This window comes from Dermatophilaceae bacterium Sec6.4, from assembly GCA_039636865.1.
Lineage (GTDB): Bacteria > Actinomycetota > Actinomycetes > Actinomycetales > Dermatophilaceae > Allobranchiibius.
Window position 1 is genome coordinate 705,614 of record CP144172.1, and the last position, 23,972, is coordinate 729,585.

Consider the following 23,972-nt stretch of genomic DNA (forward strand, 5'->3'; position numbering starts at 1 on the left):
CGGGACCGAGATCGTGCAACACCTGACCTACCTACTCATCCTCGCCGGCTGCGTGGTGCTCACCCTTCCCCTGGAGTTCCTGATCGGAGCGCGGGTGTGGCGTCGGCCGCTGCTGGCCTTCGCTGCGGTTGCCGGCCCGGCTGTCGTGTTCATCGCCTGGGATCTGGTGGGTATCGACCGCGGCTGGTGGACCTATGGGGCCCGCTACCTCGTCGGTATCGACATCGGTCCGATGCCGCTCGAAGAAGTGCTCTTCTTCGTGGTGGTGCCGATCTGCGGGTTACTGACGTACGAGGCGGTCGGCATCTGCGGGCGGCTGCTGCGGGCGCGGCTGCCTGCTCGATCGCCGCGCGAGGCGGGCCGCGATGCCTGAGTACACGTGATGCCTGAATACACGGTGTCCGTCGTCCTCGGGTTGATCGTGGTGGTGGCGCTCGAGCTCGCGTGGCTGCGGACCGGGCTCTTCAAGACGGTGCGCTACTGGGCGTCGATGACGATCGTGGTCGCATTCCAGGTACTGGTGGACGGTCTGCTGACTCGTGGGTCCGAGCCGGTTGTTGCCTATGACGACTCGCAGAACCTTGGCATCCGGTTGCCGCCTGGTATCCCGATCGAGGACTTTGCATTCGGTTTTGCGCTGTGCACTGCGGTGCTGCTCGTCTGGGTGCGCCTGACCCGCCGTGCGCCGCCGAACAGTCGGCCCACGTCCACGTCCTAACTGGGCATGCTCTATGTCGGCGAGGGCGGCCGCGTACCGGCCCGGAGGCGGTCCACCGCTCCGTCGGTGCAGGGCAGAATGAATCAGTCCGGCCGCCACGTGCAGCGCCCTGCGAACGAGGAGTGATCATGTCCGCCTTTGAAGTGCCGACGGTCGATATCAGCGCGTACGTCGAGCGCGGCAGTCCAGCGGACCAGCGCGCCTGCGCGGCAGCGATGGATGCCGCGTGCAGTGCGGTCGGGTTCGTCCAGATCGTCGGGCACGGCATACCCGCTGACGCGATCAACGGGTTGAAGGCCGCGATGGACGGCTTCTTCGCCCAGGACCTGGACGTCAAGAAGGAGTACCGCACCCCGCCGCACATCAACCGCGGGTACGCACCGCCGAAGTCCGAATCGCTCTCCCTGTCCCTCGGCGTGGAGGCGGCGAATCGGATGAACGACTTCTTCGAGGCGTTCAACGTCGGTAGCCAGGCCAGCGACTTCCCCGCCCTGGGGCTACCGAAGGAGGACTACCCGGAGAATCTCTGGCCGAGCGTCGAGGACTTCCAGCCCCAGGTTCAGGCCTATTTCGCCGAAGCGGGTCGGGTTGCGCGAGTGCTGACCGACGTGTTCGCGGACGCTCTCGAACTACCCCACGGCTTCTTCCAGGGTTACACCGACCACTCGATCGACGTATTGCGGATGAACAACTACGCGCTTCCGGCGGGCACCGATGTGCAACTGGACGGCGACCTGACCGGGATGGGCGAGCACACCGACTACGGCATCGTCACGGTGCTCTGGGCGGATCAGGTGCGTGGCCTGCAGGTGCTCGATCACGACGGGGTGTGGCACGACGTGTCGCCCGCCGATGACGCGCTGCTGATCAACCTCGGTGACCTGATGGCGCGGTGGACGGGTGACCGGTGGATGTCGACGCTGCACCGGGTGAAGCCGCCGCTGGTGGACGGCAGTATCGAGCGCAGACGTTCCGCTGCCTACTTCCACGACGGCAACATCGACGCAACAGTGGCGGCGATGCCAACGGGAAAAGCCGGAGCGAGCGACTACCCGCCGATCACCGTCGGCGAGCACCTGCGCGCAAAATTGGCCGGCTCTCGAGCCGGCCGGTCGAACACTGCAGCGGGTAGCGAAGCCGAGCGGGTGCGAGCCGCCGCCCGCTGACCGCAACAACCTCCCCGAGTGGCATACCAAACCTTTGAGCGGCATACCTACAACTGGTGCACTCGATGGATAGGTATGCCACTCGGCGGGCGGGCGGGCAACCACGCGAGGGCCGCGATCGCGGCCGCACCGGTGACTGCGGCAGCAACCAGTGACCCGGCGGACAGCCCGTCGATGAAAGCGTGCCGAATGGCGCTCAGAGCCGGTCCCTGGATGGCCGCGGGCAGCTGCCCGACGGTATCCAAGCCCGCGACGAGGGATCCGCGTGCGGTGCGTATCGCCGCGGCCGGGGCACCGAGCGTGGTCAGTGACGTGGCGACGTGCGCGGCGTACATCGAGCTCAGGACCGACCCGATGACGGCGACGCCGAGCGTGCCGCCCAGCTCACGGGTGGTGTCGTTGACCGCAGATCCGGCGCCTGCCTTCGAGCGAGGGAGCGCGCCCATGATGGCTTCGGAGGCCGGGCCGGTCGTGAGGGCCAGCCCAGCTGCCATCAGCACCATCGAGCACACCACGCGACCCCAGTAGGACGACCCGAGGGTGACAGAGGCGGCGAGCGCGAAGCCGCCGCTCATCAACGCCAGGCCGGCCGTGACGACGAGCTTCGTGCCGACCCGCTTCATCAGCAGGATCGCGACGGGTGACAGCGAGCCGGTGACCAGAGCGAACGGCAACGTGGCCACCCCGGTGCGTAGCGGGCTGAAGCCGAGGATGACCTGGAAGTACAGAGTGATCAGGAAGATGAAGCCGAAGAGGCCGAAGAACGACAGCGAGATAGCGGCGCTGGCCATGGCGAACCGGGAGTTGGTGAAAAGCCGCATATCCAGCAGCGGCTCGGCGCAGCGGATCTCCCACGCAACGAACGCGGTGAGTACGAGGAGCGCGGCGGCGAAGCCTCCGAGGATCAGCGGCGATGTCCAACCTTGGGTCGGTGCCTCGATGATCGTGGTCACCAGCGCGGTGATACCGACGATTGAAAGGGCTGCGCCCCATGCGTCGAATGCGCCTGCTGCGTGGTCGCGTGACTCCGGGAGCAGTGCGCGGCCGAGGCCGAGCGCGACGAGCACCAACGGCACGTTGAGCCAGAACACCGAGGACCATCCGAAGTGGGTCAGCAGGAGACCGCCCGAGATCGGTCCGACCGCAACGGCCAGTCCGGAAACGCCGGCCCAGATGCCGATCGCGGTGGCCCGCTCGTGGGCGTCGGTGAAGACGTTGCTCAGCAGCGCCAGGGTCGAGGGGTAGATCAATGCGGCCCCGACGCCCATGGCAGCCCGGGCGACGACCAGCTGCCCGGTGGTCTGCGCCAGCGCTGCGCCGATTGAAGTGAGCGCGAAGAGGGCTAGTCCGACCTGCAGCATCCGCCGCCGTCCCAGCCGGTCGCCGAGGTTTCCACCGACCAGGAGCAGTCCGGCGAAGACCAGGGTGTAGGCATCCACCACCCATTGCAGGGAACTGGTGGAGGCACTGAGTTGCCGACTGATGCTCGGCAGGGCGACGTTGACGATCGTGTTGTCGACGACGACCAGCAGCACGCTCAGGCAGAGGACAGCGAGGACGCTCCACCGCCGGTCGTGGATTCTCGCGGTGTCGGTGTCGGTGTCGGTGTCGGTGCGGGCGCCGGCGGGTTCGGGGTGCATCCGGATCTCCTGTAGAACGTCGTGCTATTTCATTTGTGGGACACCGTTCTACAAGATGGGAAAGAAGTCAATCGGCGGACGTCGAGTGCATGGGAGGGTATGGCGATGACCTCGACGCGTGGCACCGATCCTGTGCCGAGATCCAGAGTCCGCACCCCCAGCGCCGAGCTGGAGACGCTGCTGATCGATGCTGCCGAAACGGTGCTGCAGCGCGATGGCGCGGCCGCCGTCACGGTGCGCGCTGTCGCGACCGAGGCCAATGTCGCGCCGATGGGGATCTACAACCGGCTCGGCGGGAAGGACGGCCTCGTCGACGCGTTGCTGATCCGCGGCTTCGACAAATTACGAGCTGCGGTGCAGGGTCGAGACGAGGGTGATGCGCTGGAGAATCTGCGTGCGTCCGGCGTGCGGTACCGCCGGTTCGCGTTGGAGAACCCCCAGTACTACGGGGTGATGTTCGGCGGCACGATCCCGCGGGCATCTTCCTCGGACGCGGTCCACGAGCATGCCGCAGCCGCTTTCGAGGCGTTGGTCGCGAATGTCGCGGCTGCGATCGCGGCGGCGAAGCCACTCGACACCGATCCGTTGGAGATGGCACAGCAGATCTGGAGCAGTGTGCACGGCGCTGTGTCGCTCGAGCTCGCTGGGCTCGTACTGACGGCCGACCCCGCAACGACCTATAGCGCCCTGCTCGACGTGCTGATGCGTGGGCTGCGACCGGGCGTTGGGTAGCACCCACCCGCTCTCGTTGGTCGATTATTCGGGCTGACAGCCCTTCGACGGGTGGCTGGCGTTACCACCGCCGGGCAGCGTCCGGTCCAACCCCCAGACGTCGCTGCCCTACGTCGCCGTGCGAGTCGCGATCACCTGTGGCGCGAGGGATACCACTTCCGCACCCGGTGAATCGGCAGCGACGGTGACCGGCCGGACGGCGTGCGGGATCCGCCGCGCCAGCAGCGTCAGCGGAGAGCGGGAAGAGGCCGAGGATGGGGTGAGCCCGCCTTCGGGCAATTGGAATTCTGGTCAGCTGTGTCTGATGCATTTCACGGCCCATGGTCGGGCTTCGAGTCGACCGACGGGGATCGGCTCGCCGCACACCTCGCAGCGGCCGTAGGTACCGTCGATGACGCGCTCGCGGGCTCGGCGTACGTCGCGCAGCATCGCGAGTAGTTGTTCCTGGGTCGACACCGCCGTCAACCGATCGACCGCCATGGAGGTGCCCTCACCGATGCGCTTACCGAACGAGATGGTGCCGACCTCGCCGATCGGTTTGGTGACTTCCGCAAGATCCGCCTCGAGTTCGGCTTCCTTCTGTGCCAGCAGATCGTCGATGTCGGTACCCATCCCGCCAGGCTAGGCGCCCAGCTCTCGACGTGTCCCTAATCTGGGCGCGTGAGTAGTTACGAGATCACCGGCGCCCGGCTGACTGTCCCCTTTCAGACGGGTGGGCGTGATGGACACACTGGGCGCGTCGAGGTCGTCATACGCCCGAACGACGACCCGGTGAGATCCGGCCACACCTCGGTCATCCCCGAGGTCGAACCGGCTGCACTGCAGGGTTTTCCGGTTGTGACAGCACATGTGCTGCTGGACGTCGTCGGCCCGGCCGGAGTGTTCGGATGGGTTCAGCTGGTCACTCAGCGACTGGACCGTGGGCGGATTCACCGGGCGATCGATGCCGTTGAGTGGATGGCGCCGATGTGTGCGTTCGGCTATCTCCCGACATTCATGGACGCGCCCGCGACGCCTGGTGACGTCGATACCGTCTGGAGCGCTGACACGTTCCTGGTGCGCCTGCCCGACGTGAGTCGCACCCGACACCTGCAGCCGCTGTGCGGATTTCAGTGGGGTTACCGGACGGTCGATGGCAGACCCGCAGGTCCACTACCGCTGCGTACGGCGGACGCCGCTGGGTGGCGCGACTTCCGAGTGGTGCTGGAGCGCGAATACCCCGACTGGCACTTCGACCTCTGATTCCCACCCGCCGAGTGGCGTAGCAACACTTCGAGCGGCATGGCCCTACCTGGTGCACTCGAAACATATGTATGCCACTCGGGGGCGGGGAGGGATTCGGAGTGCAGCGCACCTTTTCGCCAACCGGAGTCCGGTTGGCGGGCACGCTACACCCGCGAGGACCTGCGATCAGGGTCTGCCCCAGTTCAACGGAGCCCACTGGGTGAGTGCCCATGGGAAGTCGTTGACATCGAGTGAACCGTATTTCGAGAGGATATCTGTGGTCCACGGGTTCTGTCGGTAATTGTGAATCGCATTCACCGGGTGCTCCACGTTGAAAGCGTGGCAGAACAAATTCTTGTCTCCCGCCATCCCGCCGTAATTCTGCGCGGCTTGAGCTAATAGAAGGGTGAAGGGCCGGAGCTTGAGACCCTTCAGATTCAGGCCCGGCGGAATGCGGAACCACTGGCCTTCCGCGGGAGTATTGGGGTTGGCGTCGGTGCCATCACCCTGTTTGGCGGGCCACGACGACCCCCGCAGCGCATTGCTGATGGTGAAATCGAGCGCATGGTTGATTCGGCCGTTGCGAGCCTCGCTGATGCCTACCTGCATCAACGGGTTCAGCATGGACACGACGGCTGAGGAACCCTGCGTCAGCTGCATGGGGTAATTGGCCGACCGCAGGTTCGTGAAGCCGGGCGCGGCCTGGTAATACCCTCCGTACCCTGCGGTCCAGGTTCCATCGGAGCCGATCGCGCAGAGGAAATACTCCCGCATCAGGCCGGTGCCACGGTCGTAGACAGCCATTGAACGATCGCCACCATCAGCTGGTTTCGCCCACGGCGGCAACGGAATCCGACCGTCGAGTTGAGGGCAGGGGCTACCCGACGGTAGTGCTCGGGTGACTCTCATCGACACCGTCGGGCAGCCGCGAACGGTGGAATCGACGACATAGGTCGGGATGTTGTACGCCGTGGTGTTGAGCGACGTGACGACACCGAAGTGGTTGGTCGGCAGGCTCGGCATCCGAGCGGCGAGCGCGGCCGAGTTCGAGGCAAGCGGCATCGTTGCCACGCTCCGGGTGAACACCGTTCCGTCAGCGACGTACGGCGCCCAGAGATCTCCGGACCACATGCCGGGAGTCGCGTTGGGCTGACTCCGCCAGCGCCCGGGTGACCAGCCGGCGGCCAATGCGCTCGGCGCGGTCAACGCGGTGAGTGTGCCCGCTCCCACCAGCCCCAGAGCGCCGCGTCGAGTCAGTTCATTTTTTCCTGTGTCCATGACTTGAATGTATGAAACGCGCGGTAAAAAAGGGTGCCCAAAGCCCATTTTTGGTCAGATGGGAAACCTTCTGGTGATCTACTTGGACTTCGCAAACCCCACAGAGGGGAAGGCCTGACTATTTCATGAGAAGAAATCGTCGACCACCATTCAGCTTAGTAGATCTTTAACTCATTTTTTTGGGAAATGCGAATTCTCGGGATATCACGTGTAGCGACCGTCGCCTGCTCCACGCGGTTCAGCAGTCGACGGCCGCAGGGGGTGGCACGATCAGTGGATGCGCGATCCGTGGGGAGTCGATCAACCGCCTGAGACTACGGCCGTGCCGCCGTTGCCGCCCGGGCTTGCGGCGCACGCCGAAGTGGCGCGGATGGGCACACCGCTGCGGATCGATGACGATTACGTCGAGCCCGAGAATCTGCCCGAGGTGCAGGCGCTCATCGAGCAGGGTTGGAGCGCACTGTCGGACGCGCCGGTGAACTACCTCGTGCCGGCGGCATGGTCGGCGCGGCACCGTTGCTGGGTGCGCGACCGCACGCCGACCGCTCACCACCAGGGCAGCAGCACCAGCGACTACTACGGCTGGATCACGCCGATCGACAGTTTCGAACCTGCGCCGTGGTCACTCAGCCAGGAGATTGCTGCAGACGCCGAAAAGGCCGGCCTCCCCGAGCCGCCGCCCGACCGGCGCTGGCTGGTGCGGTCACCGTGGCCGGGCATCGAGGTGGACGACGTGCTGTGGCTGATGACCCGGCGTGGGGAGGCGCCGCTGATGACGGGTGAACCATTCGACGGCCCGTTGGACTTCCTCACACCGTTGCGCGAGTTGCTCGCTATGTCCCAGGACGAGATTGCACAAGCGATTCGCGCGGAGCTGGACCTCGACCCGCTCCGTTTCGTCGGGTTGCACAAAGTGGGTCGCGAGCTGGCTGAGCACGAGGTCGACCCTGACGAGTTCGAACAGTGGCGGGTAGCGCTCGGCCTTTCCGCCAAAGCCCTGCTGGCCTGGATGGGCAGTGCCCAACTGGTCGATGCTGGCATTGTCGGGTTCGTTCGGTCCTGGCGTGGGGCCGGCCTGCCGGGGGACCCGCCGCGCGATGCCGAACGTTTTGTCGGACGCGATCTGGGTGAGGTGCGCGGCTATCTTGACGCGGGTTTCACGCTCTACGACGCGGATCGGTTGGAGCCGGTGGGGCTGGCTCGGGCGGTGGCGTGGCGCGACGCCGATTTCAGCGAGAGCGACACGTATGAGTTGTTACGCGCGGACCCCGACCTGCACATCGAAGAGGCTCGGGCGTTCGACCGCGATGAGCTGCGCGAGTACCGACGAGATTGGATCTACTGGGGATTCAGCGCGGACGAGGCCCTCACATGGTCGGCGACCGGGCTCAGCGCGGGAGGTGCACGGCCCTGGCGAGCGGGCGGGCACGCCCCGCAGGAGGTACCACCGCAGAATCCGGACGAAATCCTGGTCTCGGTGCCTCCGGGCCTGCAACCGAACGGTGCGTCGTTCGGGTGGTTCGCCTATGCGCCAAGGGAGGGTCGACAAGGTTCGATGGTGGCTGCCGGTTATGACGTCTGGATGAACGAGTGGGAGAGCGTGCAGGATCCGCCCGGTACGCGCGGCCGCGGCCCGAGGCGCCGTCGCGGCGACCCGCACCCGTGGATCCAGACCGACTGAAACCCTCCCGGCGTAGCGTGGCGTCCGTGATGAATACGGCGAACCTGCAGACAACCGACCTCGATGTCGATGCGTTGCGTGCGCATTTCCCGGCGTTGCGTGACGGCACCGCATTTTTCGACGGACCCGGCGGCTCGCAAACCCCGGATGCCGTGGGCGCCGCTATTGCCACGACCATGACCGGTCCGCTGTCCAACCGCGGTACCGGAAATGAGGCGGCGCGCAACGCCGACCGGGTGGTGCTTGACTGCCGGGCTGCGCTCGGCGATCTGATGGGCGTGACCGCCGACACCGTCATCTTCGGCCGCAGCATGACAGCGCTGACTTTCGAGATGGCGCGCACACTGGCCGCAACCTGGTCGCCGGGCGACGAGATCGTGCTCAGCCGCCTCGACCACGACGCCAACGTGCGCCCGTGGACGATTGCCGCCGAAACCGCTGGTGTCACCGTGCGCTGGGTCAGCTTCGATCCGGCGACGGGCGAGCTCGACGACATTGCTGGCGCGCTCTCGCCGCGGACGAAGCTGGTGGCGGTCACTGCCGCGTCCAACGTGATCGGAACGATGCCGGATATCGCGGCGATCGCGGAACGGGCCCACGCCGTCGGCGCATTGCTCTACGTCGACGGGGTGCACTACGCAGCGCACGGCTTCATCGACGTCGCAGCGATGGGTGCGGATTTCTTCGCGTGCTCGCCGTACAAGTTCTTCGGACCGCACTGTGCGGCCTTGACCGGGCGTGCGGATCTTCTGGAATCGCTCACCCCGGCCAAGTTGCTGCCGTCTGCCGACCGGGTGCCGGAGAAGTACGAGCTCGGCACCCTGCCGTACGAGTTGATGGCCGGCACGACGGCGGCAATCGACTTCATTGCAGGCATCGCGCCGGGTGAGGGCGATCGCCGATCCCGCCTACGGCAGAGCCTGCAGGTCACCGGGCAGCACGAGGATCGGCTGCGGGACAAGACCGAAGCGGGCCTGCTCGCACTGCCCGGCGTCGCCATCCACTCGCGCGCTGCACGGCGTACGCCGACCCTGCTCGTGACCTGCGAGGGCCGCGACTGCGCCGCGATCTCGGAGCACCTCGCCGCCCGCGGCGTCAACGCGCCCACCGGGTCGTTCTACGCCTGCGAAGCGGCCGAGGTGCTCGGGCTCGGGTCCGCGGGAGGGCTACGGATCGGTATTGCGCCCTACACCACCGACGATGACATCGATCGCCTCGTCGACGGCATCGCCGACTACCTCAAGTAACGCCGAGCGATGGCCCGTACAGAGGCCGCAAAACCGAGCGAGGATGCGGCAATAGCTGCACCTTCACTAAAAGATGCGACCACGGCGGGCTGGGCCCGGTCAGGGGACTGGGTCGAAGCCGCCGCCACCCGGGCGGCAGCGGCGCAACCTGCCCCAAGTGAGCAACCCGCCGCGGGCCACCCCGTATCGCTGCAGTGATCTGATCGCGTATGCCGAGCAGCTCGGCTGGTGACGACACACCGGCCGAGCACGGCGTGCTGCCACGTTGACCTGGTAGGAGCGCACGGCGCGCACCGCGACCCGCCTGATCGGCGAGTAATCCTTCGTGGTGGCTGGAGCTTGCCCGAAGCCACGAGCCGTGGCCCACAGCAGCGACCACATCCCGGCAATCAGGAAGGGGTTGCAGTCCCCGCAATCCCCGCAATCCCCACAGTCTGCGCAGTCCGGACCGCAGCTTCCTGCCCCGCCGTCGCGCTTCTTCTTCTCGTCCTTGGACGGGAAGGCACTGCTGGGGTCGACCTCACTCACGGGGGAGTGAGCCGCAGGAGTGGGCGTCGGCCTGCGCCTGCTCGGCATGTGCCTGCGCGACGCGGCGCACTCGTTCGCGGCGCAGTCTTTCTTTCGGGTCGCGTTCCAGTGTCTGCTGGGCCGGTCCGACCAGCGAGACCCCGAGGTACTCCAACCGCCAGGTGAAGCGGTACCAGAGGGAGAGCCCAGTGGTGTCCTTGGGGATCTTCGTGGGCACGGCGGGTGCGGGGCGGGTGGTGTTGTCGGACATCGGTGCTCCCTGCATTGGCGGCCTGTCTGAAGATCAACTGTATTCGTGCTGGGAGGGGACCGTGTCGGGCGCACCGATCAGCCATAGCAGCAGGCTCGCTGTGATTGCCTCCGCGCACAGCAGCCCGACCAGCACCACGATCTGGAATCGGGCGGCGTCGGCTGCGCTCGCACCGCCGAGCAACGCTCCGATGAAGGCTCCTGGGAGGGAGACCAACCCGACCGTGCGGGTCTGGTCCAGTGCTGGGACGAGGGCTTCGTAGATGGATGAGCGTGCGATGTCGCGCATTGCCTGGCGCGGGGTGGCTCCGATCGACAGCCACGCCTCGATTTCGTCACGGTGATCGCGCAGGCCCTGGTCGAAGCGGCGTCCGGCGAGGGTCGCGGACGTCATGCTGCCGCCGATCACGATGCCGCACACGGCGACCAGGGTGCGCACGTCACGGCTCAGGCTCGGCAGCCCGACGATGATCGCAACCGCGACGAAGGAACCCGCCGCAATCGAGGCAATGACCGCCCGCGCAGCGTTGACGTGCCCGCGCAGTCGCCTGGTCGAGGTCCAGCAGGCCACCGAGAACATCACTGTGATGACCCCGATCACCGCGATGGGTGCCTGAAAAACCCCTCGTAATGCGGCCGCGATCACAGCGAGCTGGATAACGGCGCGCAGCGAAGCGACGATGACGGAGCGTAGGTGGGGCACCCCCGCAAGCCGCAGGACAACGCAGGCGATCGTCAACAGCAACACGATGCCGACAGCAAGGCGCACGTAGGTGTCGTCCACATGCACAGCGGTCACGCCCCCATCGTCCTGTCCCCAATTTTGGACATGCGTAACGGGGCAGATACGCCTCGTTGCGCATGTCCAAAATACGGGATGGACCGCTGCTCAGCCTCGACCCAGCGAACGCACGGGAAGATGGACCGGTGACCCGATTCCCCAGCGGCATCCGTGCCCGCCTGACCGCGTTGACCGCGATCGTCGTAGCGATACCGCTGCTGCTCGGGGTCGTCGTGATCGCCAACCTGCTGCAACGCTCGCTGAACGGCAGTCTCGAGCGAGCCGCCACGAGCACCGCCACGACGGTCGCGGCAGCCGTGCAACGAAGCGGACCGACCGGGCTGCGGGCAGTCACCGCGACTGTGCCGCCGGGGACCGAGGTCCAGGTTTACAACGATCCGGGCAATTTGGTGGCCGCCTACCCCTCCGACAGTGACGCAGACGGCCCGATATCCAGCGATCCTGGCAGGGTCATCCAGGGCGCAAAATATTACTGGTTGCCCGGTGACGTGGAGACCCCGCTGGTCGTGCAGATCAGCACAACTTATGGTGGGGAACGGTATTCGGTCGTCGCCAGCGCCTCGCAGGGTAGCCAGCACGAGGCAGTGAGCACGGCGGCCAAGGTGCTGCTCGCCGCGATTCCCTTCCTCGTCGGCGGCGCGATGATTCTGGCGTGGATCCTGACCGGGCGCACGCTGCGTCCGGTAGAGGCGATTCGGGAGCAGGCCGAGTTGATCACCGCTCGCAACCTGACGGACCGGTTGCCGGTCGGCCCGATCCAGGACGAGGTGGCAACCCTCGCGGAGACGATGAACCGGATGCTCGCACGCCTGGAGGTGGCGCAATCTTCCCAGCAGCGTTTCGTGGCAGATGCCAGTCACGAGTTGCGGTCGCCGGTCGCCACGTTGCAGGCGGCGCTGGAGATCGCCGAGCATGCCGGTCGCGCGCCGGGTGTCGAGACAATCGCGCTGATGAGTCGGGAGGCGGAGCGGCTGAACGAGCTGATCGACGGGCTGCTGCTGCTGACCCGCAGTGACAGCAGCGGGCTGGTGATCCGGCATCGCGATGTGGACCTGGACGATCTGGCCCGCGGCCACGGCGCACGGCTGCGAGCGACGACCGGCCACACGGTGCAGATCGACGCACCGCCGGTGCGCATTGTCGGCGATACCGAAAAATTGGACCGGGTGTTGCGCAACCTGACCGACAACGCTGCACGGCACGCGACCTCGTGGGTCGGTATACGCACCGGCGCCGAGCTGTCGCATGCATTCCTGGTTGTCGAGGACGACGGCGCCGGTATCGCGGGAGCCGACCGCGCACGAGTGTTCCAGCGGTTCGTTCGGTTGGACGAGAGCCGTAACCGGGAGATCGGTGGATCCGGTCTCGGACTGGCGATCGTGTCCGAGATTGTCCAGGCGCACGGCGGCACGATCCGCGTGGGGCAGGGAGCGCGGGGCGGCGCACAGTTCACCGTGACGCTGCCCTACGCCCCGGTCGTCAGCCGGTAACCGACCCCGCGCACCGTCTGCAGGGTCTGCACATCGAACGGGGTGTCGATCTTGCGGCGCAGGTAGCCGATGTAGACCTCGACGATGTTGGCGTTGTCGCCCAACGGCAACTCCCACACCGCGTCCAGCAGGCCGGCCTTCGTCAATACCTCCCCGGGGTGGCCCATCAGGTACTCCAGCAGCGCGAATTCCTTGGGCGTCAGGTCGATCTCCACGTCGCCCCTGAAGACCCGGTGCGTAACGGGGTCCAACTGCAACGAGCCGACCCGCACCGCTGTGTCCGCCCCGGTGCCCGCCCGGCGTGCCAGCGCTCGCAACCGCGCGACCAGCACGACGAAGCTGAACGGCTTGGTCAGGTAGTCATCGGCGCCGAGCTCGAAGGCGTCGGCCTGGTCCCACTCCCCGTCCTTGGCGGTCAGCATCAGGATGGGGGTCTGCGCGTCGAGCTCGCGGATGGCCTTCAACGCGTCGTACCCGTTCAAGCCCGGCATCATGATGTCCAGGACGAGCACGTCGTATGCGGTGGCACGAGCCTTCCAGACAGCCTCGCGCCCGTCATGCACGACCTCGACGGTGCAGTCGTACTCACGCAGGCCGTCGGTGATGACCCGCGCGAGGCTGCGGTCGTCCTCGGCGAGCAGCACATTCAGGTGCGGTGGCGCCGGAGTTGTCGGTGCAGGCATCGTGGTCATCTTCGGCTCAGGACTCTTCGGGTCGGTGTTCTTCGGGTCGGTGTTCTTCGGGTTGGTGCGGTCGCCGTACGGCATTCAACCGGTTGCGTGTGCTGCTCTCGAAAGGGTGCAACAGCCCGGTGACCGTGAGGATAGCCGCGCCCGCGATGAGCGGGGCGCCGGTGACGTCGCCGAGGTAATGGGCGCCGAGGACCAGTCGGCTGAGCGCGACCAGCAGCAGGAAGGGCACACCGATCAGCAGGATGAGGCGCTTCATGCCGTGCTGGTGACGCAGGGCGACGGCCGCGCCGAACACGATCCCCGCAGCCAGGGCGGTATGTCCGCTCGGGAAGCTGTCGGCCGCGTGCTCCATCACCAACGAGTGGACGGCAGCGGTAGGTGGGCGCTGACGGTGCACGAGCGTTTTCGCGATGGCGACCGAGAACCACCCGACGACTGCGAGGCCGAAGAACCACCCCGCGCTGCCGAGGTCGAAGCGCCACCAGATCAGCGCAGCCAACGCGAGCAGGACGAACGGCGCGAACATCGGCCCACCGACGACATTGACGGTGCGCGACAGGTCGATCAGGAATGTGTCGCGGTGCTGGGAGATGTTGATGTCGAGCGCGTATTCGCCGGTGGAGCGGGCGCCGATCGCTGTGAGCAGGAAGCCCAACAGCAGGCCGAGCACGCCGAGCGGCACGCCCCACGCGATCCACCGCATCAGCATCGGCTGGCGAGCGGTCACGATCGGTCGTTGGGTGGTCGGTGATGGAGCAGGCATGGGACGAGGGTGTCGGATGCGCGCTGTGAGGTCCCTGAGTAGTGACGGGTCATGTTCGACGTCGGTGGGCAGCAGCGTCTCAAATGGTGGTCAGCCTCTGCGGCGATGCACCATCGACGGCTCAGCACGCTCACAGGTCGCATGCCGGAGGATAGCGAATCCTGTTGTCTTTTGGAAGGTTTGGCTGTGAGCGCTGCTGCTGTCAATAACGCCCCAGTTCGAAATCCGCTGTTTGCCTCGCTGATCGGGGTGGTCGCTGTCATCGTGCTTTTTCAGGCGGTATGGGCGGGCATCTTCATCCGGGAAAGCAAGGAGTACAACGCCACCTGGGTGCAGGTCCACTCCCGTGGCGCAGACCTCGCGATCCTGCTGGCGGTGGTGGCTGCCGTCGTCGCTTTCGTGAAGCTGCGCGAGCGTCAGGACCTGTGGATCGGTGCGCTGGCGCTCGCGGTCGTACTGGTGCTGGAGTCCTATATCGGCGGGCTCGTCGGCGAAAGCTCCTGGGTCACCGCGGTGCACTTCCCGCTGGCGATGGCCATCATGGGCCTTTGCGTGTGGCTTCCGTTGCGTATCCGTAGCACCCGACACTGACCCACCGGTCTCGCGATGTTGGCGTGTGGAGCGGGCCCAGATGGCCCGCTCCGCACGTTCGAAAGCTCAGGGCTGCTCTGCCAGGAGCATTTCGGCAAGTCCGCGGTAGGTGATGAGAGTGCGCACGAGGCCGCTGGCCGCCAGTGCCTTGATCGCTGGCACCCGTTGTTCGTCGCAGGCGAGCGCGACGACGTCGCCGGCCCGCCGAAGTTGCTTCTCCGATACCGCGATCACCCGCTGCTGCAGTCCGTCACGGATGGCCTGGCCGTCGCGGTTGATGAGCAGCCCGGCGGTTTCGGCGACGGCACCTCGGGCAGCGAACAACGCCTGCTCAGCAGACGACAGAGCATCGTGCACGGTGGATTCGCCCGGCACCCACATACCGATGGCGATGACGGCCACGTCCAAACGGTCGCAGGCGGCCGAGGCCTGGGCAATGGAGTCCTTGCGGCGAAGGGCGGCCGTGATCGCGGGCTCGTCCACGACGAGTGGCGCGTGGAACATCACCGGCTGCCCGCCGACGGCGGCGGCGGCTCGACGGACGAGATCGGCGCTCTGAGCCTCTCCCGTCGCGTGTGCGACGACGCCGCACATCTGCACGACTGTGCACGGAGGCAGGCCGATGAGTTGTTTGACGAGCGCCTCGGTGGAGCGCGACCAGGCCAGCCCGAACGAGTGGCCGGACCGCACGGTGTCGGCAAGGTAACGCGCGGCGAGGGCGCCGACCTGCAGCCGCTTGTCGCCGGTCGCCGTGGACAGCACGAGGGCCCGTTTGATGCCGAGCGCCTTCGCGAGCTGCTCTGAGAGGGCCACATCGACTTCGTGCGGATCGCGGATCTCGATATGCACGAGACCGCTGGTGTGGGCGCGCTCCAGCAGCCGGGCGACCTTGAAGCGGTTGACGCCGAGCTTGTCGGCGATCTCAAGTTTGCTCTGCTGGTGCAGGTAGTACATCCGGGCGGCTTCCGTGGCCTGTCGAAGCTCCACTTCGGATCGCCAACCCTGCGCAGTACTCGTCATCAGCTGAACTCCTCGGGTCGCGTAGTCCAAGAGTGGGAGCGATCGGCAGGCTACGTCAACATTGGTGCGGCAATGCGAAGCGGGAACGCTCAAATGAGCGTTTTGGAGTCCGACTATCGGGGGCCCGCTCGTCGGTACGGTGTCGGCATGACCCGAGAACTGCAGATCACCTTCGACTGTGCCGACCCGGCTGCCCTGGCGACCTTCTGGGCCGCAGCGCTCGGGTACCGGCTGGAGTCGCCGCCACCTGGATTCGACACGTGGGATGCGGCGCTGGAAGCGTTCGGAGTGCCTCGAGCACAGTGGAACTCGCGCTCAGCAATCTCTCCGATGGAGGGCAACGGCTCGCGCATCTTCTTCCAACAGGTGCCCGAAGGCAAGACGGCGAAGAATCGCCTGCACCTCGACGTACGCGCCGCGCCAGGCCTCACCGGGGTTGAGCGGATGAGCGCGCTCGCGGCCGAAGCCACCCGGCTGGAGTTGCTCGGTGCGACGACTGCCTACCGTACAGAGCCGGACGGGGCCATGGAGACGGGATTCATCACGATGTGCGACCCCGAAGGCAACGAGTTCTGCCTCGACTGACCCACCCCCGGTTTCTCCGCTTTTGGACATGCGGAACGGGGCAGATGTGCCCCGTTGCGCATGTCCAAATCGCGAGACGTCAGATGGAGAGCGGAATGCTCAGGCAGGTCACGCAGCCCTCGCGCTTCTCGAATTCACTCATCGGCACCGGTCGGGTGCGGAAGCCGAGGTCTTCCAGCTCCGCAATGGTCCGCGGTGCAGAGTCACTGATCAAAAGAGTGCCGTCGATCAGTGGTACGACGTGACAACCAGCGTCTTCGTGTACTAGTCGAGCGGTCGGCAGGGCACCGGCCTCGACGAGATCCTCGCGGTGCATCAGCATGGTGCCGTCCGGTAGCGCCGTTACCGCTGACTTCAGGTGCAGCACCCCGGTCAGTCGTACCGGTACGACAGTGCGACCCAGCGGTGCGAGGAACGCGCGTAATTGCGCGATGCCTTCGCCGTTGGTGCGACCGCCGCGACCGACGTAGACGGTGTTGCCGACCTGCAGGATGTCGCCACCATCCAGGGTGCCGGGCTCGGTGATCCGGTGGATCTGCAAGCCGAGTTCGCGCAGCGCATCCTCGGTGCCGTCGACCTCTGCGCGACGTTCCAGCGCCCCGGGCCGAGCCAGTACCGCCACGGGGCCCACGACGACTGCGGTGTCCTCGACATAGACCGCGTCGGCAAGGTCGGGCGCGTCGTCGACATATTGCAGGGCATACCCCGCATCCTCCAGTGCCGCGCAGTAGGCCGCGTGCTGCTGTTGAGCCAGGTCGGTGTCGACCGCAACCCGATCAATGTGGGAGGTGATCCCGGACTCGAGCGCTGAACTGGTGCGACGCACCAAGGCAATAGGAGGCATTCGCCCACCCTGAGGCCAACTGGCGGTCCCCGTCAACGCGCGTCAGGCGTGATCGGTCGGCAGCATGGAGGCGAGCTGGCTGAACTGCACCCGGTCGACACGTTGCTGCGCGGCTGAGAAATCGTGCTCAGCGGTGTTGGCGTTGGGGAATGCGACGCACGCGATTCCGGCTGCCTGGGCTGAGGTGACACCGTCGATGTTGTCCTCGATCGCCACGCAGTGGGCGGCGTCGTCACCCAGGCTGCGCACCGCGTGCTGGTAGGCGTCGCCGGCGGGCTTGCGGTCCGGCACGCTGGTGATGTCCACGATCACGTCGAACATCTCGGCGGTGACCTCAGGTGTGAGCGCCTCCAGCAGGGCGGTGACGTTCTGGGTGGATGTGGTGGTGACCAGCCCTACTTTGAAACCGGCCTCCTTGGCGTCGGCAATGGTCGCGGCCACGTCGGGGCGCGCCGAAATGCCCGCGGTTGCGATGTCCTCCTGGAAGATCTGCGATTTCGTGAGGTGTACGGCCTGGGCGTCGACCTGCTCATCACGGGAGGCGGCGTAGGCGGCGATCCGGTCCGCACCCCCGCTGGCGCCGAGCATCTCCAGGTAGTCCTCGCGCGACCAGGTCCATCCCAGGTCGTGGGTGGCGAACGCCTTGTTGAACGACTCGCGTTGCAGCTCAGAGGTGTCCGCGAGAGTGCTGATGGAACCGAACAGAATGGCCGACATGGTGTTCTCCTTGTGAAGAGGAAGGAATGAGGGTGCGCCGGGCATCGGTTTGGACCACGGCTTCGCAGACGACCGTATCGACATCGACCCCGGTTTGGTCAAGAGTTGCCTGATGTCCAGGTCAGTCATGATCGCGGCTGAGGCCGATCCGTCCTCGCGGACAGGCTCACCCCGGTGGCCGCATCAGCCGATGAAGTCTTCCGGCAGGCTCGACAGGGTGCCGTGCTGCGGTCGGTCCAACCCGGTCTGGACCCGGATGTCGATGGGTGTGCAGGTTCCGTTGTTGGACTTCTCCGCCGAGCATGCAGTGACGCCGGCGTACAGGTCGACCTCGGCGCGGATGGCGAACAGGTCTCCAGGGTGGGTCGGTGGAGGGTCGATGTGTAGTCGCCCGTCCGGACTGGTCCACACGTCCATGAAGACGTTCATCGTGGTCCCGATCCGGTCCGGGGCCACCCCAACCGGGCCCAGTGCGTCGCAGAGGTTCGCGAAGCAACTGGGGTGTGGCGCGCCGCCGAACTCCGGGTAGAGCACGTCGAACGTCGCCTGGCTGCACGGTGTCAATGTCAGGTCGTGGATGCCGACGGTGTCCTCGATGATGGTGGCCATCACGGTGGACCGGTTGGACCACAACCGGTCGCCGGCGCTGACGTACAGCGTGTTGTTGTAGTCGACGGTGCGCCCCGCGGACAGGCATTCCTGGGGGTCATCTACAGCAGCCAGGTACAGGTCGGCGACCTGCTCACCGCACGGGTCCACGATCTGCAGAACCGCGCCGGCGGGGACGTGGACGAGCAGACCGGTCTGTGGCGGTAACCGGGTCCACCCGGGCGCGGGCCCGTCGCCGCCTCCGGCGTATGGGCGGGGCGGTGTGCTCGCGCTCGGGGTGGCCGGGCGGCGCGGGTCAGTCATCGGGTCTCCTCGTGCGGACGAAAGGATGGGCTCCATGCGTCACTGACGGCGCGCCCGGAGTACTGGCGGGCTTCGGAGGCCCCGCCGTGGTCCGCTGCCATCGGGTTGGTGTCGCCTTGCAGGCGTTCGTCGCGGGTGCGGATCGCATTGCGCATCCGGTCGAAACCGCCCTGCTCGCGTAGTAGTTCGAACTGCTCGTGCAGGTTGAACACCAGGGTGGGTAGCGGCGCCCGCCGCGCGATCCGTGACGCGCCGGGGTGCAGCCCGACGATGAAGAACGCCGTCCCGGCGTGGCTGAAGGCGAAATGCGGATCCGACGGGTCGGGTGACACCCCAGGCGCCCACGGGTGTTCGTCGTCGTCGTGCAATCCCTGCAGAACAGTCCACAACAACGCCTCGAACTGTGCCTCGGTTGCAGTGGTGGGGGAGCGGAACACCGCGATCAGTGACGCGAACGGTCCCTGCGGGTCTGTGGCGGCGGCGAACTGTTCCAACTGCTGGGCCAACTCACCCAGTTCGGCCCGCTCGCTCATCTCCTCCAACACCACGATCTGGGCGCCGTCACGCCGGAACACTGACCTGGCTCCCAGGCACGGATAGTCCGGGTGGGTGACCATCTCGTTCAGGACTTGCGCCACACCCTGGTCGGGGCCGGCGTGCAGATCCCGCTCAGCGGCGCTCCTGAGATAGGTCGGCAGCGCTGGAACCGTCTTACGCGCCATCAGGAACACCTCATCGGGGCATTGGTGGGACATAGATGCCCGGCAGGTCACCTGCCGGGCATCTGCGTCTATGCGGTCGGTCTTCAGATGTCCAGCAGGCCCTTGAGGCCCCGCTGCTGCTCGCCCTGTTGGGCGCCCAGCACCACCAGGACCCCGGTCAACGCGGGGATGGCCCACTGCAGCATCTGTAGCTGCTTCTGCGCCTTGGCGAGTTTGTTCGACGCGCCGGCCGAGGGCTCCGTGGCGCCGTCAGCACCTTCGCCGGCCTGTTCGGCGACCTGCTTGCCCAGCCATCCTGAGTACCCGGTCGCGCCCATCGCTGCGACTGTCACCACGGTCTTGACGATGGTGTTGGCCTGGGTTCCCCCATCGCGGGCGAGCCGCTTGCGATTGCCGCCGATCAGGCCGAGCCCGCCCACGGTGTGGATCCCGGCTGCAGCGATCTGAACGGGTGCCCAGCGGGCCCAACCCAAAGAGGACAGGCGGGCCCGCTCGGTGGGGTCCTTGGCCTTCGCGGTCGCACCGTTCAGGCCCACGGCGCCCATCAGCGAGCCCCCGAACCACGTCGCCAACGACAGGTCGTGCGCGATCCTGGACACAGTATTTGTTGAAGCCATCGGGTCCTACTTCCATCAGTCGGTCAGATACGCCTTCACCTAGGTCATACCCGCACTGAGGCCAGCCAAACCGGACCCACCCGAATGAACTGTGTAAGAGTCAGCCGCTCGCCGCGCGATCAGCTGGTGTCCAGTCAGCTGCGGCTGGAATGCACCCGCCGGCCACTGTTCAGCTGATGATCGCGTCGACCGTCTTCTTCAGTGCAGATGGCTGCGCGGGGGAGCGGGGAGCCTTCTCCTTCAGCTCGATCAGATGGGCACCGATGTCCTGCAACGCTTTGCGACCCAGTCCCGCACGCACCTTGGGGAACCATTCGTCTTCTTCTTCGTCCATGTGGTGACGGACGTTCTCGATCAGGACGGTCGTCTTGGCGTCGAAACGCTCGTCGGAGGGGTCCATGGCGAACAACTCCGTGGCGAGCACGTCCGCGACGTGGTGCTCTTCATAGGACTCCAGCACGTCCTGCTCCAGGTCCGGCAACAACTCGCGAACCCGCGGGTACATGCACTCGTTCTCGATGTAGGTGTGCACCGTCAGGGCCTCGATGATCTTGGCGACGAGGTCGCCCTTGGTCTTCGTCGCGTTGGGTCCGGCGTCCTGGAACTGGCGGAACAGTTTGCGGATCTGCTGGTGGTCTTCCTTCAGTAGCACGATGGCATCTGTACTCACGAAACTCTCCCTCTGTGGTGTACCGCGGACTCGGTCATGCCTGTCCAGGGGAGCTTATGTGCCCCGTCGGCCCGGTGTCTGTTGCTGGTGCTGTGGCCCGGCAGCGCAGCTGCAATTCGGGTCGCAACGCGGCAGCTGCAGGCCCAGCTCCGTTGCATTCGGTACCCGCACGAGGGGCAGCACAGTGGGTCGGAGATGCACTGCCCTGCGCGCCCGTTTCGTAGGCCTCAGGTGGGTCCGACCTACGCTGGAGCAATGAATCCCTGCGTCGCGCCGCCCCCCGACGCGAGATCCAACCGGCGTCCCCACGCTGCACCGCCACCGGTGTGGATGGCCCTGACGTCGATCGCCAGGGTCCCCCACTGATGGCAAAGCGACTCAACCGACTGGCGCTGATCCGGTTCGGGATCCTGTTGGCGTTGATTGCGGCCGGGACGGTCGCAGTGCTTCTTGTCGGCATCCCCGACGCAGCGACGTTGCGAGAGAATTTCGCGCAGGCCGGCGTACTGGGCGTCCTCGCCTTCATCGCGCTCTACGCGCTGTTGTCGCTGACGCCCATCCCCGCGTCCGCCCTGACGATCGCGGCGGGTATCAGCTTCGGATTGGTGCGCGGCATCCTCGTCGTCGACGTCGCCGCGACCATCGGTGCGATTGCGGCGCTCTACCTGGGCCGTCTACTGGGCCGGGACGCGGTGCGGGGAATGGCAGGAGCGCGGTTGGATTCCCTCGACGAGTTGCTCAGCAGGCGTGGTTTGGTGTCGGTGCTTCTCGTGCGGATGGTCCCGATCTTCCCGTTCGCAGCGGTCAACTACGCCTCGGGGCTCACGGCGGTCAAGGTCCGTGACTACGTGATTGGCACGGCGGTCGGTATCCTGCCCGCCTCCGTGGCGTACGTCGCCGTAGGGGCCTACGGCTCCAAGCCCGGTTCGCTGCCGTTCGTGCTCGCGGTCAGCTCGCTGGTGATCGTGACGGTGGTCGGCGGGGTCCTCGCACGGCGGCGCAGGCAGGGTCGCACCGTCCCGGAATCGATGGCACCCACCCATGAGGAGATTCGATGATCGCCGACCGTTGGGGTGTCACGCCCGCTGACATCGCCATGAATTACGGCTGTGACGACGTGGTGGCCGCGCCGGTCATGCAGGCCTGGCGCGGCGTCACTGTGCACGCCCCCGCCGAGAACGTCTGGCCGTGGATCGTGCAGCTGCGCCTGGCGCCGTACTCCTACGACTGGATCGACAATCTCGGCCGGCGCTCCCCGCAGGAGCTGCAGGACCTACCCGACCCGGTGGTGGGGTCGCCGTTCATGGCCACGGCCGGGCGATCGGTCGGCCAGGTGCTCAGTGTGACGCCGGGTGAGCAGCTCACCGCCCGCATCCTCGCCTCAGTGATGTCCTATGTCGTGGTGCCGGCCGGTGCCGACAGCCGCCTGCTGATGAAGATCGTGATGGGTAGCGGCAAGGCTTTCGCACCCCTGGTCAGCATGGGCGACCTGGTGATGGCCCGGCGCCAACTCCTCAACCTGAAGGCGCTCGCGGAGCGCTCGGCATCCTGACCGGCAACGCGGCAACGCGGCAACGCGGCAACTCGGCCGATGTTCACCTTCAGTCGGTCACGCTCAGTGGCAGGGCGGTGAGATCAGGCGCCTGCCGTCCGTTAGATCCAATGCTGCAACGACGTGCCAGTCACCAGCCGGGAGCGCGTAGCCGAGATCGGGCGAACAGCTGTCGGTGCCTACCCAGATCGGAATCTGCACAGATTTTCCTGGCACCGCGGAAAAGACGACCAGCGGCGATATCTGCATGCCGAAGCAGCTGCCGACCCCCACACCGTTACGGTCGACGATCACCCCGGTGAGGTTCCCGTTGGTCTCAATGTCGACGGCGGTGGCGGTGAGGTCGGTCAGCGACACGTCGAAGATCTCGAAAAATCCAGTTCGTACCGCCACCGGATCCACGAGTTCGATGCGCAGCTGAACCGGGTCTGCGAGAGTTCGATCCGCATCGATGACGGGCCCGGAAGACACCCGGGGTCCCGGCGTAGGTCTGCTGTAGAAGATCTGATCCTGCTCCCGCTGCAGGCACATCAAGTCCTTGCGCAACGACTCCCACATCCGCAGGTGCTCCGGATCGACGCATTCGACGCGGACCCAGTCGGCGATACCGTACCGCTGAGCGACCGCGGCAATCGCGGCTCTGTCTCCGGCGGTCAGGTCGGTCACGGTGACGCGTAGGCCACGGTCGATATCGTAACGAGCCTCAGCGAAGCGATCGCCCGATGGAACCGCCAGCCCAAGCACCGTAGAAGGGTGAGGGGGCTACCGTCGGCAGATGGTGCAGGAACGTTCCGTCCCGCGATCGATCGTCTGGGCAACCGGCATATTCGTCGTCGGGTCAGCCCTGATCATTCTGCTGTTCCTCTGGCTGAACATGAGCATGGCTTTCATCGTTGCTCCGCTGATCATCGTCGCAGTTGCCTCTTACTCGGGTCACGGGTTCGCGCGCAAGGGTCAATGACCGATCTCAGCGCGTGAGGTCCTCCCAGGTGAACGGGGTCGTCACTCCGGTCTGCCAATCGCCGCGCAGGATCGCGTAGGCCACCGAGGCCACCGGGGCGCCCCCGGTCACCGGCCAACCCTGCCGGTAATGGGCCTCCTTGAGGAATCCGCAGCGTAGGAACGTGCGACGCATCGCGATGTTGTCCTCGCGGGTCTGCCCCTCGAAGCGGTGGACATCGGGCATCGAGGTGAAGATGTGCGCCGTGGCCGCCCGCAAGGCCTCGGCGCCCAGACCGCGCCCGCGCATCGACTCGGCGAGCCTGAGGTCGAACATCGGGTTGCCGTCGCTGAGTTCTTCGAATCGCAACAGGCCGACCCGCCCGAGCTGCTCATGTTCCACCCAGTACGAGTCGTTGTCCCCGTCTCGGTAAGCCCCGGCGTCGATGGCCCGGCCAACCTCGGCGGCGGTGCGGCGCACCCCGACGTGGAACGGGAACTCGTTGCTCGTCAGGAAGGTCACCAACGGCTCCCGGTCGGCGCCCGTCGGATCCAGCCGCATCAGAGATGTCTCCATGGCGCAACGGTAGGCA

30 protein-coding genes are annotated in these 23,972 nt (G+C 66.3%); 13 read left to right on the plus strand and 17 right to left on the minus strand.

Annotated elements, in window-relative coordinates:
• Nucleotides 1–13 precede the first annotated feature (13 nt).
• From V3G39_03415 to V3G39_03425, 3 genes are all read left to right on the plus strand, one after another.
• Nucleotides 14–373 carry a lycopene cyclase domain-containing protein gene (locus V3G39_03415; protein XAS77101.1) on the plus strand — a complete coding sequence of 120 codons (360 nt, stop codon included), beginning with the start codon at nt 14–16 and terminating at the stop codon, nt 371–373.
• Between the two features lie 9 nt (nt 374–382).
• Nucleotides 383–718, plus strand: a complete 336-nt coding sequence (locus tag V3G39_03420; GenBank protein XAS77102.1) for a lycopene cyclase domain-containing protein — start codon at nt 383–385, stop codon at nt 716–718.
• A 128-nt stretch (nt 719–846) separates the two neighbouring features.
• A complete protein-coding gene (locus tag V3G39_03425) occupies nt 847–1,884 on the plus strand; it encodes a 2-oxoglutarate and iron-dependent oxygenase domain-containing protein (GenBank protein ID XAS77103.1) in 1,038 nt (345 codons plus the stop codon).
• A 47-nt stretch (nt 1,885–1,931) separates the two neighbouring features.
• Here the strand turns inward: V3G39_03425 and V3G39_03430 are convergent, their stop codons facing one another.
• On the minus strand, nt 1,932–3,524 hold the full coding sequence (locus V3G39_03430) for a DHA2 family efflux MFS transporter permease subunit (GenBank protein XAS77104.1): 1,593 nt from the start codon (nt 3,522–3,524) through the stop codon (nt 1,932–1,934).
• A 105-nt stretch (nt 3,525–3,629) separates the two neighbouring features.
• On the opposite strand from V3G39_03430, the gene V3G39_03435 reads away from it, so the two are divergent.
• Nucleotides 3,630–4,256 (plus strand): TetR-like C-terminal domain-containing protein, encoded by a 627-nt coding sequence (locus V3G39_03435; GenBank protein XAS77105.1) that lies wholly within the window; start codon nt 3,630–3,632, stop codon nt 4,254–4,256.
• 291 nt (nt 4,257–4,547) lie between these two features.
• On the opposite strand, the gene V3G39_03440 is transcribed toward V3G39_03435, so the two are convergent.
• The gene (locus V3G39_03440; GenBank protein XAS77106.1) at nt 4,548–4,868 is read right to left on the minus strand and encodes a TraR/DksA C4-type zinc finger protein; all 321 of its coding nucleotides are present in this window, start codon (nt 4,866–4,868) and stop codon (nt 4,548–4,550) included.
• A gap of 48 nt (nt 4,869–4,916) precedes the next feature.
• Between V3G39_03440 and V3G39_03445 the strand changes: the two genes are divergently transcribed.
• Nucleotides 4,917–5,498, plus strand: a complete 582-nt coding sequence (locus V3G39_03445) for a hypothetical protein (protein XAS77107.1) — start codon at nt 4,917–4,919, stop codon at nt 5,496–5,498.
• 168 nt (nt 5,499–5,666) lie between these two features.
• Here V3G39_03445 and V3G39_03450 read toward each other — a convergent pair whose 3' ends face one another.
• Nucleotides 5,667–6,758: a hypothetical protein gene (locus V3G39_03450; GenBank protein ID XAS77108.1), complete on the minus strand. Its 1,092-nt coding sequence runs from the start codon at nt 6,756–6,758 to the stop codon at nt 5,667–5,669.
• Nucleotides 6,759–7,035: 277 nt separating this feature from the next.
• Between V3G39_03450 and V3G39_03455 the strand changes: the two genes are divergently transcribed.
• A complete protein-coding gene (locus V3G39_03455) occupies nt 7,036–8,439 on the plus strand; it encodes a hypothetical protein (GenBank protein ID XAS77109.1) in 1,404 nt (467 codons plus the stop codon).
• A gap of 29 nt (nt 8,440–8,468) precedes the next feature.
• A complete protein-coding gene (locus V3G39_03460) occupies nt 8,469–9,686 on the plus strand; it encodes a cysteine desulfurase-like protein (protein ID XAS77110.1) in 1,218 nt (405 codons plus the stop codon).
• Nucleotides 9,687–9,785: 99 nt separating this feature from the next.
• Here the strand turns inward: V3G39_03460 and yidD are convergent, their stop codons facing one another.
• Genes yidD through V3G39_03475 form a run of 3 tightly spaced genes read right to left on the minus strand, consistent with a single transcriptional unit; the run spans nt 9,786 to nt 11,262 of the window.
• The gene (gene yidD / locus V3G39_03465; GenBank protein XAS77111.1) at nt 9,786–10,214 is read right to left on the minus strand and encodes a membrane protein insertion efficiency factor YidD; all 429 of its coding nucleotides are present in this window, start codon (nt 10,212–10,214) and stop codon (nt 9,786–9,788) included.
• Nucleotides 10,207–10,464 carry a hypothetical protein gene (locus tag V3G39_03470; GenBank protein XAS77112.1) on the minus strand — a complete coding sequence of 86 codons (258 nt, stop codon included), beginning with the start codon at nt 10,462–10,464 and terminating at the stop codon, nt 10,207–10,209. Before V3G39_03470 ends, yidD begins: the two co-directional genes overlap by 8 nt.
• 33 nt (nt 10,465–10,497) lie before the next feature.
• Complete coding sequence (locus tag V3G39_03475; GenBank protein XAS77113.1) at nt 10,498–11,262, minus strand: ABC transporter permease; 765 nt, start codon at nt 11,260–11,262, stop codon at nt 10,498–10,500.
• Between the two features lie 128 nt (nt 11,263–11,390).
• On the opposite strand from V3G39_03475, the gene V3G39_03480 reads away from it, so the two are divergent.
• A complete protein-coding gene (locus V3G39_03480; protein ID XAS77114.1) occupies nt 11,391–12,755 on the plus strand; it encodes a HAMP domain-containing sensor histidine kinase in 1,365 nt (454 codons plus the stop codon).
• On the opposite strand, the gene V3G39_03485 is transcribed toward V3G39_03480, so the two are convergent.
• Together V3G39_03485 and V3G39_03490 are read right to left on the minus strand one after the other, a co-directional pair.
• A complete protein-coding gene (locus V3G39_03485) occupies nt 12,731–13,405 on the minus strand; it encodes a response regulator transcription factor (protein XAS78170.1) in 675 nt (224 codons plus the stop codon). The genes V3G39_03480 and V3G39_03485 overlap by 25 nt on opposite strands.
• A 49-nt stretch (nt 13,406–13,454) precedes the next feature.
• Nucleotides 13,455–14,210 carry a phosphatase PAP2 family protein gene (locus tag V3G39_03490; GenBank protein ID XAS77115.1) on the minus strand — a complete coding sequence of 252 codons (756 nt, stop codon included), beginning with the start codon at nt 14,208–14,210 and terminating at the stop codon, nt 13,455–13,457.
• A gap of 186 nt (nt 14,211–14,396) precedes the next feature.
• On the opposite strand from V3G39_03490, the gene V3G39_03495 reads away from it, so the two are divergent.
• Nucleotides 14,397–14,801 carry a hypothetical protein gene (locus V3G39_03495; GenBank protein ID XAS77116.1) on the plus strand — a complete coding sequence of 135 codons (405 nt, stop codon included), beginning with the start codon at nt 14,397–14,399 and terminating at the stop codon, nt 14,799–14,801.
• 66 nt (nt 14,802–14,867) lie between these two features.
• Here V3G39_03495 and V3G39_03500 read toward each other — a convergent pair whose 3' ends face one another.
• Nucleotides 14,868–15,821, minus strand: a complete 954-nt coding sequence (locus V3G39_03500; GenBank protein XAS77117.1) for a sugar-binding domain-containing protein — start codon at nt 15,819–15,821, stop codon at nt 14,868–14,870.
• A gap of 147 nt (nt 15,822–15,968) precedes the next feature.
• Between V3G39_03500 and V3G39_03505 the strand changes: the two genes are divergently transcribed.
• Nucleotides 15,969–16,406, plus strand: a complete 438-nt coding sequence (locus V3G39_03505; protein XAS77118.1) for a VOC family protein — start codon at nt 15,969–15,971, stop codon at nt 16,404–16,406.
• A 79-nt stretch (nt 16,407–16,485) separates the two neighbouring features.
• Here V3G39_03505 and V3G39_03510 read toward each other — a convergent pair whose 3' ends face one another.
• From V3G39_03510 to V3G39_03535, 6 genes are all read right to left on the minus strand, one after another.
• Nucleotides 16,486–17,250: a N(G),N(G)-dimethylarginine dimethylaminohydrolase gene (locus V3G39_03510; GenBank protein ID XAS77119.1), complete on the minus strand. Its 765-nt coding sequence runs from the start codon at nt 17,248–17,250 to the stop codon at nt 16,486–16,488.
• Nucleotides 17,251–17,292: 42 nt separating this feature from the next.
• Nucleotides 17,293–17,967 carry an HAD-IA family hydrolase gene (locus V3G39_03515; GenBank protein ID XAS77120.1) on the minus strand — a complete coding sequence of 225 codons (675 nt, stop codon included), beginning with the start codon at nt 17,965–17,967 and terminating at the stop codon, nt 17,293–17,295.
• A gap of 183 nt (nt 17,968–18,150) precedes the next feature.
• Nucleotides 18,151–18,879 (minus strand): urea carboxylase-associated family protein, encoded by a 729-nt coding sequence (locus tag V3G39_03520; protein ID XAS77121.1) that lies wholly within the window; start codon nt 18,877–18,879, stop codon nt 18,151–18,153.
• Nucleotides 18,876–19,601 carry a guanitoxin biosynthesis heme-dependent pre-guanitoxin N-hydroxylase GntA gene (gntA, locus tag V3G39_03525; protein ID XAS77122.1) on the minus strand — a complete coding sequence of 242 codons (726 nt, stop codon included), beginning with the start codon at nt 19,599–19,601 and terminating at the stop codon, nt 18,876–18,878. The genes V3G39_03520 and gntA overlap by 4 nt, the downstream gene beginning before the upstream one ends.
• 83 nt (nt 19,602–19,684) lie before the next feature.
• Nucleotides 19,685–20,218: a hypothetical protein gene (locus V3G39_03530; GenBank protein ID XAS77123.1), complete on the minus strand. Its 534-nt coding sequence runs from the start codon at nt 20,216–20,218 to the stop codon at nt 19,685–19,687.
• 169 nt (nt 20,219–20,387) lie between these two features.
• Nucleotides 20,388–20,888 carry a hemerythrin domain-containing protein gene (locus tag V3G39_03535; GenBank protein XAS77124.1) on the minus strand — a complete coding sequence of 167 codons (501 nt, stop codon included), beginning with the start codon at nt 20,886–20,888 and terminating at the stop codon, nt 20,388–20,390.
• Nucleotides 20,889–21,253: 365 nt separating this feature from the next.
• Between V3G39_03535 and V3G39_03540 the strand changes: the two genes are divergently transcribed.
• Both V3G39_03540 and V3G39_03545 read left to right on the plus strand, forming a co-directional pair.
• Nucleotides 21,254–21,946 carry a TVP38/TMEM64 family protein gene (locus tag V3G39_03540; protein ID XAS77125.1) on the plus strand — a complete coding sequence of 231 codons (693 nt, stop codon included), beginning with the start codon at nt 21,254–21,256 and terminating at the stop codon, nt 21,944–21,946.
• The gene (locus tag V3G39_03545) at nt 21,943–22,440 is read left to right on the plus strand and encodes an SRPBCC family protein (protein ID XAS77126.1); all 498 of its coding nucleotides are present in this window, start codon (nt 21,943–21,945) and stop codon (nt 22,438–22,440) included. Before V3G39_03540 ends, V3G39_03545 begins: the two co-directional genes overlap by 4 nt.
• A 63-nt stretch (nt 22,441–22,503) precedes the next feature.
• Here the strand turns inward: V3G39_03545 and V3G39_03550 are convergent, their stop codons facing one another.
• Nucleotides 22,504–23,184 carry a hypothetical protein gene (locus tag V3G39_03550; protein ID XAS77127.1) on the minus strand — a complete coding sequence of 227 codons (681 nt, stop codon included), beginning with the start codon at nt 23,182–23,184 and terminating at the stop codon, nt 22,504–22,506.
• Between the two features lie 31 nt (nt 23,185–23,215).
• On the opposite strand from V3G39_03550, the gene V3G39_03555 reads away from it, so the two are divergent.
• Complete coding sequence (locus V3G39_03555) at nt 23,216–23,401, plus strand: hypothetical protein (protein ID XAS77128.1); 186 nt, start codon at nt 23,216–23,218, stop codon at nt 23,399–23,401.
• A gap of 6 nt (nt 23,402–23,407) precedes the next feature.
• Here V3G39_03555 and V3G39_03560 read toward each other — a convergent pair whose 3' ends face one another.
• Complete coding sequence (locus tag V3G39_03560) at nt 23,408–23,956, minus strand: GNAT family protein (GenBank protein ID XAS77129.1); 549 nt, start codon at nt 23,954–23,956, stop codon at nt 23,408–23,410.
• Nucleotides 23,957–23,972: the final 16 nt, after the last annotated feature.